The organism is Pelotomaculum schinkii, from assembly GCF_004369205.1.
GTDB lineage: Bacteria > Bacillota > Desulfotomaculia > Desulfotomaculales > Pelotomaculaceae > Pelotomaculum_C > Pelotomaculum_C schinkii.
In genome coordinates this window covers 172,854-186,678 of the sequence record NZ_QFGA01000004.1, presented here as the reverse complement: position 1 = coordinate 186,678, position 13,825 = coordinate 172,854, and the positions used below count along the sequence as shown (strand labels likewise).

The 13,825-nt window shown below is 48.7% G+C and carries 14 protein-coding genes; 1 reads left to right on the top strand and 13 read right to left on the bottom strand.

The window, feature by feature from the left end; all coding sequences use genetic code 11:
* Positions 1-21 precede the first annotated feature (21 nt).
* The 7 genes from secA to Psch_RS19915 form a co-directional block, all read right to left on the bottom strand.
* Positions 22-2,682, bottom strand: coding sequence for a preprotein translocase subunit SecA (secA, locus tag Psch_RS19945; RefSeq protein WP_190259466.1), 2,661 nt, complete (start codon positions 2,680-2,682; stop codon positions 22-24).
* Between the two features lie 378 nt (positions 2,683-3,060).
* Entirely contained in the window at positions 3,061-3,579 is a 519-nt protein-coding gene (hpf, locus tag Psch_RS19940; protein ID WP_134216675.1) for a ribosome hibernation-promoting factor, HPF/YfiA family, read from the bottom strand.
* A 117-nt stretch (positions 3,580-3,696) separates the two neighbouring features.
* Positions 3,697-3,900, bottom strand: coding sequence for a cold-shock protein (locus Psch_RS19935; RefSeq protein WP_190259465.1), 204 nt, complete (start codon positions 3,898-3,900; stop codon positions 3,697-3,699).
* Positions 3,901-4,563: 663 nt separating this feature from the next.
* A complete protein-coding gene (locus Psch_RS19930) occupies positions 4,564-5,463 on the bottom strand; it encodes a stalk domain-containing protein (protein WP_190259464.1) in 900 nt (299 codons plus the stop codon).
* A 183-nt stretch (positions 5,464-5,646) separates the two neighbouring features.
* Positions 5,647-6,390, bottom strand: coding sequence for a ComF family protein (locus tag Psch_RS19925; RefSeq protein ID WP_190259463.1), 744 nt, complete (start codon positions 6,388-6,390; stop codon positions 5,647-5,649).
* A 41-nt stretch (positions 6,391-6,431) separates the two neighbouring features.
* Positions 6,432-8,123 (bottom strand): sensor domain-containing diguanylate cyclase, encoded by a 1,692-nt coding sequence (locus Psch_RS19920; RefSeq protein WP_190259462.1) that lies wholly within the window; start codon positions 8,121-8,123, stop codon positions 6,432-6,434.
* Positions 8,124-8,142: 19 nt separating this feature from the next.
* A complete protein-coding gene (locus tag Psch_RS19915) occupies positions 8,143-8,574 on the bottom strand; it encodes a glycosyltransferase family protein (protein ID WP_190259461.1) in 432 nt (143 codons plus the stop codon).
* 162 nt (positions 8,575-8,736) lie between these two features.
* Between Psch_RS19915 and Psch_RS19910 the strand changes: the two genes are divergently transcribed.
* Positions 8,737-9,060 (top strand): hypothetical protein, encoded by a 324-nt coding sequence (locus Psch_RS19910; RefSeq protein WP_190259460.1) that lies wholly within the window; start codon positions 8,737-8,739, stop codon positions 9,058-9,060.
* Positions 9,061-9,705: 645 nt separating this feature from the next.
* On the opposite strand, the gene Psch_RS19905 is transcribed toward Psch_RS19910, so the two are convergent.
* The 6 genes from Psch_RS19905 to Psch_RS19885 form a co-directional block, all read right to left on the bottom strand.
* Positions 9,706-10,227 carry a hypothetical protein gene (locus tag Psch_RS19905; RefSeq protein ID WP_190259459.1) on the bottom strand — a complete coding sequence of 174 codons (522 nt, stop codon included), beginning with the start codon at positions 10,225-10,227 and terminating at the stop codon, positions 9,706-9,708.
* Positions 10,228-10,239: 12 nt separating this feature from the next.
* Complete coding sequence (locus tag Psch_RS19900) at positions 10,240-10,461, bottom strand: hypothetical protein (RefSeq protein ID WP_190259458.1); 222 nt, start codon at positions 10,459-10,461, stop codon at positions 10,240-10,242.
* Entirely contained in the window at positions 10,442-11,344 is a 903-nt protein-coding gene (locus Psch_RS19895; protein ID WP_190259457.1) for an HD domain-containing protein, read from the bottom strand. The genes Psch_RS19900 and Psch_RS19895 overlap by 20 nt, the downstream gene beginning before the upstream one ends.
* A 561-nt stretch (positions 11,345-11,905) precedes the next feature.
* On the bottom strand, positions 11,906-12,568 hold the full coding sequence (locus tag Psch_RS21000; protein ID WP_206663808.1) for an IS630 family transposase: 663 nt from the start codon (positions 12,566-12,568) through the stop codon (positions 11,906-11,908).
* A 10-nt stretch (positions 12,569-12,578) separates the two neighbouring features.
* Positions 12,579-13,037, bottom strand: coding sequence for a helix-turn-helix domain-containing protein (locus Psch_RS20995; RefSeq protein WP_243124274.1), 459 nt, complete (start codon positions 13,035-13,037; stop codon positions 12,579-12,581).
* Positions 13,038-13,260: 223 nt separating this feature from the next.
* Complete coding sequence (locus Psch_RS19885) at positions 13,261-13,782, bottom strand: hypothetical protein (protein WP_190259456.1); 522 nt, start codon at positions 13,780-13,782, stop codon at positions 13,261-13,263.
* Positions 13,783-13,825: the final 43 nt, after the last annotated feature.

Below are 13,825 nucleotides of genomic sequence, written 5' to 3'. Positions count from 1 at the left end.
GCACACCTACCTTTTTGCTATTTAAACCGCTGCCGCCCGGCCGCAGCACTTCTTGTATTTCTTACCGCTGCCGCAGGGGCACGGGTCATTCCTTCCCACTTTGTCTTCCCGGCGGGCCGGCTGTTTCTGGCCCTCTTCCGCATAGCGGTTTTCCACCACCTGGCGAGCTTTTTCCTGCTGGGGCCGGACCAGGTTCACCCGGAAAATGTAGCGGACCACCTCGTCCTGGATGGTATCGATCATGTTTTGGAACATCTCATAGCCTTCAAACTTGTACTCAATGAGGGGGTCCTTCTGTCCGTAGGCGCGGAGGTTGATACCCTCACGCAGCTGGTCCATGGCGTCCAGGTGGTCCATCCACTTTTCGTCAACAATGCGGAGCATGACCGCCCGCTCAATCTCCCGCATGGTTTCCGGACCAAGTTCCTCTTCCCTGGCCTCATAAGCCTCACGTGACTTTTCCACCAGGAATTCCTGCAGTTCGTTGCGGCCCATGTCTTCCAGGTCATCCGGGGTAAACGTGTGGCCGGGCAGGAAATACTGTTCGGCATATTCCAGGAGTCCTTTTAAATCCCATTCCTCGGGTATAACCCCCTCCGGGGCATAGTTTCCAACAGCCCGCTGGACGCAGCTTTCAATCATGTCCCGGATATTGTCTTTCAAATTCTCTCCGGTAAGGACTTGGCGCCGCTGGGCGTAGATCAGTTCCCGCTGCTGGTTCATTACGTCGTCGTACTCGAGTACGTGCTTGCGGGTGTCGAAGTTGCGGTTCTCCACACGCTTCTGGGCTGTCTCAATTGACTTGGTGATCATGCTGTGCTCAATCGGCACGTCCTCTTCAATGCCGAGACGGTCCATGATGCCCGAAATATTATCCGAACCGAACAGGCGCATCAGGTCATCTTCCAGAGAGCTGTAGAACTGGGTGGAGCCGGGATCGCCCTGCCGCCCGCAACGGCCGCGCAGCTGGTTGTCAATCCGCCTGCTTTCATGGCGCTCGGTCCCAAAGATGTGCAGGCCGCCAAGCGCCACCACGCGCTGCCGTTCCTCTTCAGTCTGCCGCTGGTATTTCTCAAGCAAGGCCTGATAAGCTTGTTCATCTGTTTCGGCCGGAGCGCCCGTGAGTTCACCCGCTGTTTCGAAATTATGTTCCTGCTTTCTTAGCTCCTGGCGGGCCAGAAACTCGGGGTTGCCGCCCAGCACGATGTCGGTACCGCGTCCGGCCATGTTGGTGGCAATGGTCACGGCGCCGCGCCGCCCGGCTTGCGCCACGATCTCGGCCTCTTTATCGTGGTACTTGGCGTTGAGGACCTGGTGGGGAATACCTTTTCGCTTCAGCATACCGCTTAAGACTTCTGATTTTTCAATCGAGATGGTGCCGACCAGGACCGGCTGGCCCTTGGCGTGACGCTCGGCGATCTCATCGACCACCGCGCGGAACTTGGCCTGCTCCGTTTTATAGATCACGTCGGACAAATCTTTACGGATCATCGGCTTATTGGTCGGAACGACCACCACGTCCAGGCCGTAAATCTTTTTAAACTCCTGTTCCTCGGTTTCCGCGGTACCGGTCATACCGGCCAGCTTATCGTACATCCTGAAGTAATTCTGGAAGGTGATCGTGGCCAGGGTCTGGGACTCCCGCTCGATCTTGACGCCTTCCTTCGCTTCAATAGCCTGGTGCAGTCCATCGCTGTAACGGCGCCCGAACATCAGCCGGCCGGTAAACTCGTCGACGATAATGACCTCGCCGTCCTTCACCACGTAGTCCTTATCCCTCTTCATCAGCCCGTGAGCCTTAAGAGCCTGGTTTAAATGGTGGGTCAGCTCGATATTTTTATCATCATACAGGTTTTCCACGCCGAGGATTTTCTCCACCTTGGCCACTCCGGACTCGGTGATCGTGGCGCTGTGGGCCTTTTCATCCACGTTGTAGTCTACATCACGGCTTAGCCGCGGTACAATCTTCGCAAAAGTATAGTACAGGTCGTTCGATTTCTCCGCCTGGCCGGAGATAATCAGAGGGGTCCTGGCCTCGTCGACGAGGATGCTGTCCACCTCGTCCACGATGGCGTAGTTGAGTTCCCGCTGGACCAGGTGGTCCGGGTGATGGGCCATATTGTCACGCAGGTAGTCAAAACCAAACTCGTTGTTGGTCCCGTAGGTGACATCGGAAAGGTAAGAACGCCTGCGCTCATTCCAGTCCAGCCCGTGTACGATCAGTCCCACACTTAAACCCAGGTAGCGGTAAATCTGGCCCATCCACTCGCTGTCGCGGCGGGCCAGGTAGTCGTTCACCGTAACCACGTGGACCCCTTTGCCGGTCAGGGCGTTCAAGTAAACCGGCAATGTGGCTACCAGGGTTTTCCCTTCACCGGTCCTCATTTCGGCGATGCGGCCCTGATGCAGCACCATGCCGCCCATCAGTTGGACGTCAAAATGCCTCATTCCCAGCACCCGCCGGGAAGCCTCCCGCACTACGGCAAAGGCCTCGGGCTGGATCTCGTCCAGCGTTTCCCCCCGCTCCAGCCTGGCCTTGAAGGCAGGCGTCATGGCCTTAAGCTCGTCCTCCGATAAACGCATCATGGCAGGTTCATGCTGATTGGTTTCATCCACGACCCGCTGCAGCTTTTTGACCTCGCGGGCATTATCGTCAAGCCAGTTCTTTATAAACCCGAGCATTTAAACCACCTCTTTCCAGCAAATCCTGTCAAAGCATCTTTAGTTCATTCCTAATAAGAGAGTACGGCGCGCGGAGCAATTCAACAACAATTGTGGTGCGATTGAAATCGCGCCTGCACGTGATATCTTATCCTTTGCCGGCGGCACAGCAGCGTTATGTGAACTACCCTGAACGCCCCTCCATCCGGAAAACCAGCCATGTAGGAAGTTCCCGGAAACAGGAGGCAGGCACAAAACGTTTAACTATATTAACTATCCAAATATTATACTTCATCCAACTGGAAATCGTCAATGTTTGAGAGACCAAGAACGGCGCACCCCAGGGCGCGCCGAAAAGTCTTACTGATTCCAACAGGTTGTAAAGATATAATTTTCCGGTTAAAACTCAGGCTCGATCAGGCCGTAGTTACCGTCCTTGCGTTTGTAAACTACGTTCACCTGCTCTGTCTCAGCATTGGAGAACACAAAGAAATTATGGCCCAAGAGGTTCATCTGGAGAACGGCCTCATCCACCGGCATAGGTTTGATGGCAAAGCGCTTGGTCCTTACCATCCTCGGTGTATCTTCCTCAAGCGCTGCCGGAACCCGCTGGTCGTTGACATAGCGGACGCCTCTCTTTTGCAGCTTGCCCTTGTATTTGCCAATCTGCTTCTCAAGCTTTTCCACCACCAGGTCGATGGAGGCATACATATCGCCGGTTGATTCTTCCCCCCGCAAAATCATCCCGTTAATGGGAATGGTTACTTCAATCCGGTGCGAATCCTTTTCAACCGTCATGGTCACCTGGGCGTCCCCCAGATTGTCAATGTATTTATCCAGCTTGCCGACTCGCTTACCGACGTATTCCTTTAATGCGCTCGTGACTTCAATGTTCCGGCCGCGTACTTGTACGTTCATCCACCAACACTCCTTCCACTCTCTATTAGTATATTATTACCCAAACAAGTAAAAAATCCTGCTAAATAAGGGCGGAGAAGCAAAAACCCCAGGCTTTAGCTGGGGCGTAGCGAACATTTATAATTTAACAACGTTGGCCGCCTGCGGCCCCCGCGCGCCTTCGACGATATCAAATTCAACCTTTTGACCCTCGTTTAAGGTCTTAAAGCCTTCTTCATTAATCGCCGAGAAGTGGACAAAAACATCTCCACCATCCTCCCGCTCGATGAAACCATAACCCTTTTCCTGGTTGAACCACTTGACCTTACCTAACACAAACATACCTCCTAAAGCTTGTTACTGCGAGCATTCAACCTAACTAAGGAAATAGTATCACAGGGAAAATATCATTGTCAAGCGTTGCCACTATTGATCCTGGTTTCTAAAATCGACGGGATCACGGCGCCGGTATCACACCAGGTTGAAGTAAAGCATGCTGGCCATGGAATGTCGAAAAATTCCTTGTTGATCAGTGTTTGTGAAGAAAAGCCTGTGGATAATGTGGATAAACGTGTTAATAACTTATAAAATCAACAGCTGAAGTGTTGAATACTTCCTTAACGAACAAAATGTTTTGTCATAATATGTAAATCGCTGGCACGTTTCTTGTAGAATATTTGAAACAAAAGAATGCCTCAAGGGCAACACCCAAACACCTGTGCCAGGAGGTCCTGGCGAAAAGGACACACCCCTTGGCGATTGGTTTTCTCTCAGTGGTGAAAAACTGCAGATTCGTAAAAAACCAGGTGTAGAAAGCCATTATTTATACTGAAACCTCAAATATAACGACCTGTTGCCGCGAGTCAAGCCCAGGACCTGCCAGGCCCCTACTGCCGTAAAGTTGCGGCAACTGCAGACATAGCGCTGCCGGTGGTGAATATTCCAAAACACTCTCAAAGGCAAGTTCCTCTTCCTCTATGATGGACTGCTCTCAATGGGCTAATCTTACTTCACCTCAAAATACCTCCAATTTGCAGGGTCCGATGGTTTCAACCATTTTAAAACAAAGCTACTTTCATTTGCGGGTACATAGAAACAAATTCCACCGGTAATTTCTTTCCCGTTGTATATTTCTCCGTATAGCTCCTTGAAGCGCCCGCTGTCAGGTAACTCAACAGATGCTTGATAGGATCTAAATACTTCATTTTCATCTAGGCGCCCCTCTAATTGGAAGTCATAAGAATTAACAAGTGGCGATTTTTGGCCGGAAATATTCTTTACGTTTATGGAAATTAGAATATACTTTTTCCCATCCTCGGGCGGTTCGTTAGATGTATTTACATTTTTAACCATCTTCCAGGCCTCAGTACCCTGGATACAGCCTTTGACGCTTATCTGTAAGCCGTCTTGCGTTATAAGACTCTGGCCGGCCGGTAACGGATTGGCCCGGCTAAGACCTGCCGGCCCTGCAGGTGTGGAAGATACAGGATCCGATGAGGTTGTAATAAGTACCGAGTTCGTGGCTTCATCCCAACCAACATTTGCCCCCAGCGCCTCAGCGACGAACCGGGCCGGTATCATAGTCCTGCCGTCTATCACCTGCGCTGGAACATCCAGGTGAACGGGTGCGCCGTTTTTAAATGCCTGACCACCTATAACCAATTTTAATTCAGTATGATCCTTTTTTGCTGTCACAGTCTGTGTAGTATCGTCCCAATTGACTTCCGCACCCAGGGCTTCAAATATAGTCCTGAGAGGGACCAATGTTCTACCGTTTTCAATAGTTGGTTGGACATCGAAGCTGAGGGTTTGCCCATCAAGAACCACCTGGGGCGCAGCTTGGGCAAAGCCAGCAAAGGAAAACAGTATATACAGAATAATAACGACGAAAAAATATTTACGCAAATTGATCTTCTCCCTTATAATCTCACTTTTTATGATAATTGCTTGGTTATTCTTAGGCTTTCACATTAAGCAAAACATGCCGTATGGATATCGTCTTTTTGCTCATATAGGCCGGCTCGCACACAGCGCGTACCTGAACCTGTGTTTATAGACATATCCATCGTTCACCGATTATTAAACTCCTTAAATATAACGGCCCGTGGCCGCAGTCAGGCCGAGCGCCTGCCTGGCCCCGGCCCGCCTTAGTGCTGCCGCAGCCGCAGACATGGTGCTGCCGGTGGTGAAAACGTCGTCAATGATTACAACCACCTGATCCCGGATTACATCAGGCCTCTTCACGCTAAACGCGCCTTTAAGGTTAGATTCTCTGGCAACCCGGTTCAGCCCGGCCTGGGGAGGAGTATCAAAGTCCTTGACCAGGCAACTCCCGTTAACAGGCATACCCAGCGCCCTGCCCACCTCAACAGCCAACAGCTCTGCCTGGTTGAACCCCCTTAAGCGCAGCTTTTCCCTGGACAGGGGCACCGGTACAATAAGGCTGGCCGTCTGGTAGCGGGGTTCCAACCTGTACGCATCAACCATCAGCGCCGCCAGGTGGATGGCCAGGCTGCGGCGCCCGGCATACTTGAAGCGGTGGATAGCTTCTTTTAATACCCCTTCATATGGTCCGCCGGCCCGGGCCAGGGTAAAGGGCCAGTCCCTTTTACGGCAGTCGTAACAAAGGTGTCCGGCGCCGTTATGCCTTAGCGCCGCCCCCTTTTCAGCCAGCCGGCCACAGCGGGTGCAAGGCCGTTCCCCATGATAGCTCCCCATAGTAGCCAGGCAACCGCCGCAGGGCTCTCCTCTTGGGCTGGCTGCGCCGCAAAACGGACATTCCGGCCTGCGAGGGAAAATCAAATCCAGCAGATCTTTCCAGATGGTCAGCAAATAGTGTCTCCCTCCATCTGCTTACTGCTGCTTGCTACGATTTACTCGACAATGGAGACGGCGGCTGCAACGACCCGGTTCCCGCCAGCCTCCTTGGCCTTGTCCAGGGCGCGCTGGCCGGCCAGCAGCAGGCCGGTCAGGTCCCCGGCGTCCCGGGGAAATTCAGCCAATCCGACGCTGACGGTAATCCTCGTACTCACACCCCCCGCACGCCGGAAAGCATGCTCGCGAACTCTTACTCTCAAGTCTTCTGCTATACCCATCAACCGCGCCCCCTCCGCGCCGGGCAGGAGGAGAACAAACTCGTCCCCGCCGTAGCGGGCAATCAGGTCGTCCCTGCGGGCGTCCTCTTCAACCAGCGCGGCCAGTTCGGCCAGAACCCTTTCCCCGGCCTGGCGCCCGTAACGCAGGTTATAGTTTTTAAAACGGTCTATGTCCACCAGGAGCATCCCCACCGGATACCCGGCCTCACCAGCGCTATCACACAGTTCTGCCGCCAGTTCGGCAAAACTGCTGAAATTGATCAATCCGGTGAGGGTATCATGGGATAACACCTGTCCCAACCGGTCATGCAAAACGGAGTTTTCAACCGCCACGGCTGCCTGGCTGCACAGTACGGCCACGATATGCAGGTGGTTTTGATCAAAGGCCAGCGGCCGCTTATCGCCCAGCACCACTACTCCCAGGGTTTCCCCCCCCGCACACAGCGGCGCCACGATTAACGAACGCATCACCTGGCACAGGCCGGTATCACTCCTTGTACGGGGATCGAGCCTGGCATCGTAAATGATTTCCGGCTCCCTGTTGGCAACTACCGACCCGGTTATACCCTCCCCGGTGTAAACTGCCGTGGAACCAAGCTGTTTAGCGTATGGCCCGTCAATGGCCGCCGGAAGGTAAGTATCCCTTTCGCCGGACCGGAAGTAGGCTGCCGCGCTATGGTAGTGAATAGCCTTCCTGGCGTTGGTCAGGACTTGCTCGAGAATTTTAACCGAGCCGGGGTTTTCTTCCAGGTAACGCGCGGTTTCATAAAAAGCTGTAAGTTCCTTATTGGTAACCTGGAGCCGCACGTAGAAACGTAGAATAACCTGCAGTCCCAGTACGGAAAAAAAGAGCATCAGCGCGCCGGCCATGCCGACAAACGGGTAAATCATGGCGACCAACAGGCCCAGGGGCACGGTAAAGAGGTAGGTCAACCCGTCCCACTTGATCGTGTCAAGCCAGGCCAGATGCGGCATGCGTCGCCTTTGCGGCAGTAAATACAAATATACCAGCAGGTGGTTAACAACAATATAGGCGCCCGTAAAGGCTATCAGGGGCAAGGCATTGGGCAGGCTGACCAGGCCCGGAGCGCCGCCGCATAAGTAAAAAGCCCAGCCGGCGGACACCGCTGCCAGAACGTACTGTCCGGTATTGAAAAGGGTGGTACGCAGGGGGTTGCCCCGGTTGGCAATGCCCTGACCAAAAATCGTGGCAAGCCCGCTAACCCAGGCCGTGGCTGCCGGGCCGTAAATCAAAAATGTTGCTATGATCAAGGTAAAGGAACCCGAAAGCTGCCCGTGCGGAAAGGACACGGCCAGCAATTCGGCCAGCACTCCCAGAAAAACAATTACCAGCAGCTCACCGGTCTGGTCTAAATCCAGGGACGGGAAAAGGCGGCAGAGCTGCCACACCGCCAGGATCACTACCAGCCAGCTAGTTGTAAAATGGAAAAAACCCTCTTTAGGGCGCAAGAAAATCCACCTCGCCTGGTTATTTCGACAAACCGGAGGATTTACCTGCGTTTAAAGCTTTAAGTTGGCAAAATACAGGCGCGTTGAGCAGGGCGCTGCCGGTCAGCCCTCTGGCGTCAAAAAAATGATCGCCGGCAGGGTTCCTTTCCGCCTCCATAGCATTTCGTTCGTGGGTAAGGCCGAAGGGATAGACCCTTTGCAGGCGCGCCAGCACTTCCCGCGTTTGGTCGCTGGACCCGTCGTCAACCACCAGAATTTTCAGGTAGGGCATCCCCCTTGTGAAACGAATGAGTTTGCGCATAAAGCCCTCCACCCATGGCTCCTGGTCTTTCATCACAATTATGAGCCTGACCGCTTCATTACCGGATTTACGGTAACGCTCGCCCAGTTTGCTCAAGTAGTAAGCCCCTGCCAGCAACAGCACTGCCAGTGTCAGCAAAAAAAGCTTCAATGGCTCACCCCCGGGAGTTTTTACTGCACCCTATGCAGCGGGGGGGCCTGGGGTGATTTCTGTGCAAGCAGGAAATCATTCCATTTTCTGTCGCCGCGATGGCGGTATGTGGAACACCAGGATTGTCACGTCCATATGCTAGGTAAAAAGGGATTGCGAAACATGTTTCTTTTTAAACCCTTTAGCAGAAAGAAACAACCAAAGAAAAACGTTAAACCATCTCATGGTGAAGCAGCTCAAAACTGCGAACTTGAAAACCAGCTGGAAATCACCATAGGGGGTGTCCGGGTCAAAATAAACCGCTGCTCAGCTTTCCCGCCTGTCAATGAGCTTAGCGCGATCATCCCGCGGGCTGAGATTCGCCGCCGATACTACAGCAACGGCAGGCTAACCGCTGAAGAAGAAATTATTTTAAACAGCATTACCCTGGTCGACTCCCCCCGGCACCCAACCGGCGGCTCCCCGCAGGCCTGCACAAAGGCATGACAAGACATAACGGAAAGGCCAGCCACTCCCATAACGGTGCGTAGGTATACTATGCAGCAAATCATTGCCGGTTTGCGCAAACGATTTAATCCGGGCCGGGTGGCCTTTTCGGAGACCGGGACATGGCAAGCAATGAAGTCTTGGATGAGTTGCAAGATGGATAGGCGCCAGGCTTAAACGTACGAGGAAAGACAAAATAACACCTGTATATAACTTAAAGCTCTCACTTAACCTTTGAGCTTTTTGTTTTAAACAACATGGTATTTTGCCAGAAAAACGTTTCCCGCTGTTTCCCGCTGTTTCCCGCTAAGCAAGCTTAACTATATAAGCCTTTTTGTCAGGAAGAGCGTGAACGATGGTTATGAGCCCTTTTCCCCAGGATCGCTTAATTCATCAATACGGTCTATTTTATACTTGTCCTTGTCATGCTTAATGCTAACTCAACCTTAACAATTTTCCAGGCTGCTCTTTTGTCTGCTTCTTTTACTATAGCGAAAAAATCCTGATTTTCTTCTGTATCAGAAAGTGGCCTTGGGCGATGAAGTATTTTGTTTTGTTTTCTTTGAGAGCGGGGTGTCGGACATGGGGGAGCCCTCTTTTGGTATAAATATAGCCCGGCTTAGCCGGGCGTTTATAGCAGGAAAATCATTTGGAATTTATTAAACCCCATTCTACTAAATCATCATAGGCACGTTCTATTTCATGGATATTAAATTTCGGGAATTTTGCTTTCTTGGTTTCTTCTATTATAGTGTTTCTGTCTGTTGGTCTCTTGAATATCAATTGGATTCTCCATACAAAATGTGTTGTTGAGTAAATTTCAAGTTCGCGAGGTGTCATGTGGCCAAACCTTTGTAAGAGAAGCTCAAGCGGCGCTTGGTGATCCTTAATTTCTTCCTGTCCCTGGGTTAGAGCTTCTTTGGTTTTTGAACCTTTGACATAAATATAATCATTTTGTTTTTTTAGGTCAACCACATCTTCACGGTAAATATCATCAAACTCTTCCGCTAAAGTCTCGCTATATGGTCCGTAATAATGCATTTTATAAGCATGATTTATAGATATTCCATGTGCTTTAGCTAGATAAACAAACTTTTGAAAAGCCTTCTTCCCTTTTATCTGACCCAGTGAGTCCACCAGAAAGGCTGCAAATGTCTTGGCTTCCACGTTATCACCTCCTTATTTAATTTCATCCTTGCTTTTCTTTCGTTCTAATTCCATGTTATCAAGTTTATTTTTGGCTTCTTCAAATTCTTTTCTTAATTGCTGTAATTCTACAATGTATTTATTATAACCATCTTCAAACATTTGATTGCAAAACTCTTTAACGTCTACAATAATATCTTTATCAGCATAAATACGTAAAACATTTATTTTTTTCTTATCTGATAAATTCTTCACTGGTATTTGAAAAATCCTGTATAGATTTAATTTTTTTTGTTAATTTATCAAAGACAGGAACAGCAAAAAGCTTATTGTCCTCATCTTCTTGTGTTTCCGTAATGAATTTAGGTATTTCAATAAGATATTTTGATGATGATGTTTTGGATTGATCTATGTAATACCTATCAGGTTCCTTGTCTACGGGAAATTTCTTTCTAGCTTCACTAATCACAAAGGCAATCCTGCCTAACTCATCTTTTCTCTCATCTTCATTTTCCTCGGGATGAGGGGTTGATACAAATGCTTCTTTAATGTGCTGTCTCCTGTTTAAATTATGCGCCCAAATATTACTACCATTAATACTATATTTTTCAATTAATTGTAAAACCTTTTGATCATTCCAGCTTAGATATTCTTTTAAATCAATTGGGTAGGATTGTCTCCTTTCTCTGTCAAGGGCTAACTTTAAAAAATTTACTAAGTAATAATCGTAGATACGGCGTGTTTTATGGAAGTAAACCTGCAAAAACATCCAGTACCGAGCAAAGACGAACTCCTCAACAGCATGAACTCCATCCGACTCAATCCCAAGTTGCCATTCTCTTGATGGGTCTCCGTTAGAAAAACATATACAAAAGGTATCAAGGAGACGGTGTAAATCATATTTACCGTACTGGACTCCACAGTAATATTCCTCACAGCTGCATATACCCGCCTGGGCGCTCCTCTTCTTCGCGCGTTGGCTTCGCCTGCCGAGGGTTGTGCAGGTGCTGTCCGGTGCTGCCATGTGTGTGGGGCGGTGGGCGGTATGATTTATGGGGGGGATTTTAGCCCGGCATTGCCGGGCTAAAATCATCTTAAGCATATTATTATTGATTGATTCTCGGCAACAATTGGTCACCTTTGCCCCCTTGAACTTGAACGTTAGATGATTAAGGCTCAAAACCAGGTGTTACCTGATATTTGAGCCTTTTTTCTCAGCAAACTTCCAATTGGACCCTTTAAAAAACCGTCCCTATTGTTTCCAAAGACATAAAGGTCTATCCAACCAAAAGAACCGTCCCTTTGGTTGAAACCTTATTTTTTCTTTAATACCATTAAGATAATCGAATAAGGAGCTATGATAAAGAGGCAAGTTAATAGCAGATTGTCGTAAAACCACGTTTGAACTAATGGGTACAAGTAGAAAAAAATTATTCCCGTGGAAATACATAAACTCCATAAAAAAAATAAAAAAGTTATGATTATGAAGAATGTCAACTTTTTTTTAATTTCTTTTATAAGTAAATCCGTGTCTAACCTTAAACCATTAAAGCAGTTAGGGAAAGATGTTTTTATCATTAAAAAAAATATCATTAAAAACAAAACAATGCCCAAAAATAATATGATAAGAATCAATAAATTCATACTACTAATTACACCATCTTTATTATAAATTAAATACAACTTTACTAGTACAGTGTCAACTCTTAAACTGTGGATAAAGCCGCTTTAGCTTGATTCTTGCATCATCGGTCGTGAACTGCCAGTCAACAGCTTTTTGGTTTCTATTTCTTGTAGTTTCCCATTCCGCCAGTTCAAGGCTGAGGGAATTGATTGAAGAAATCCGGCGTTCCAGGCACTGTTTGGTCATTACGCTCAGTTCGATTTCGGCTATGTTGAGCCAACTTCCGTGCTTGGGTGTATAGTGGATTTCCAAACGGTTGGCCAGGCTTCTGGCCATATCCGGCGTAAATGCTTCGTAGAGCGATGCCAGAGTATGAGTGTTCAGGTTATCCATCACTAATCGGATCTTATGTGCTTTTGGATAATAAACCTCAAGCAGTTCCCGGACTTGATTTGCCCAGTCAACCCGAGTTCTTCTTTCACAGGCTGCCACGTGCCTCCAACCGGCCAGTGGTTCTGTGAAGACAAAGATGCTGCAGGTTCCGTTTCTGACATATTCTCCGTCCCGGCGTTCCGCCTTCCCGGGCTTCATCGGGATCGGGCCCCTGGTTTCATCAAGAAGCTGGTAAGGTTTTTCGTCCATGCAGATGCCCGGATATAGTCTACAATATTGCTTCTGGTACAAGTCCAGAATGTCTTCCATACAGGCGACGAAGGCGGCGTTGTGTTCAGGCGGAATGCACCAACACTTACGAAGATGAGGTTTTAGTTCGTTTTTTTAAAAGCCGTCCCACGGCCTCATAGGAGATACTGTCAATGTAGTGTAGTTCAAACGCCTTATCTGCCAGCAGCCTTAATGACCATCTGGATCGTCCCGGTGGCAGAGATCTGCAACTGAGCGCAATGATCTTGGCCTCTATCTCGCCGGTAATCTTGGGTGCAACGGGCGGTGTCTCCCGCTTCTTTCTGCTGAGCGCAGCCTGTAGCCCTTTTTCAGAATACATTTGCCGAATGGTGTGAACAGTCTGGGGGTGAACATGAAAGAGTTGTGCTATCTCGGCTTCGCTCTTTCTACCGCCCTCACTGTTCTCATCAGCAGCCAACAGCACATTGGCGTGCATGATGGATTTTGCTGAGGCGGAACCTTTGGAAACCATCTTGAGCAAGGTTTTCCGTTCACTCTCAGGAAGACGGACATGGTATCTCACTTTCGGCAAGGCATATCACTTCCCCTCTAGGGAGAGTATCAGGGCCCCGTCAAAGTCAAACTTTTTTACGATATATAGATGTCCATTGTCTATAGAAATACTATATATTGTGTTAAAAAGTGACTTTGACGAGGCCCTGAGAAGAGTATACCATGAAAACAATTTATATTATCGTTTTAATGTTGATAATATACTAGTTTTGCTGTAATGCACATAATGATCACTATTGCCATGGCACAACACTTAGTCTAAGCAACTGCCAAGCTTCACCAGAATATTCCCATACCCAAAACCATTCACAAGATCCATCATAATACGCTTTTAATGTTATGTCGTGTGTAACCTCAGTTATTTCATTTTTATTTCCAAAGTCATAGTTATAGTACTCGCCTTTTGAATTAGACCTCGCATACCAACTATATACTTCAAGCGGCCCCCAAGTAAGTCCATACTTATACCAATGAGTACCTGCACTTGTAGGATTGGCGGCCCAGTCATCTCCATTACGAGAAACGTTACTTATGCTTGTCCCATTATAATCGTAATACATGCATTGCCAAGTCTCACAAACAACAATACCTATAGGATCAGAAGTTTTTAGTGTTAACCCGACTGATGAACTAGCTCTAGCTGATTGAGATTTCATTTCAGTTGCCTTAGTAGATTCGGAATTTATCTTTTCTAGTTTTTGAGGATCTACTATTTTTTCTGTTTTATAACTATTATTTTCTAAATCAAATGACAATTCAAAGGCTTCTGAAGGTTCATCTCCAGGTTTTCCTTTACCA

What these genes read in the sequence shown, in the direction of transcription:
- secA (WP_190259466.1), bottom strand. Translation starts at nt 2,682, where the DNA reads ATGCTCGGGTTTATAAAGAACTGGCTTGACGATAATGCCCGCGAGGTC.
- hpf (WP_134216675.1), bottom strand. Translation starts at nt 3,579, where the DNA reads ATGAACGTACAAGTACGCGGCCGGAACATTGAAGTCACGAGCGCATTA.
- Psch_RS19935 (WP_190259465.1), bottom strand. Translation starts at nt 3,900, where the DNA reads ATGTTTGTGTTAGGTAAGGTCAAGTGGTTCAACCAGGAAAAGGGTTAT.
- Psch_RS19910 (WP_190259460.1), top strand. Translation starts at nt 8,737, where the DNA reads ATGTTTCTTTTTAAACCCTTTAGCAGAAAGAAACAACCAAAGAAAAAC.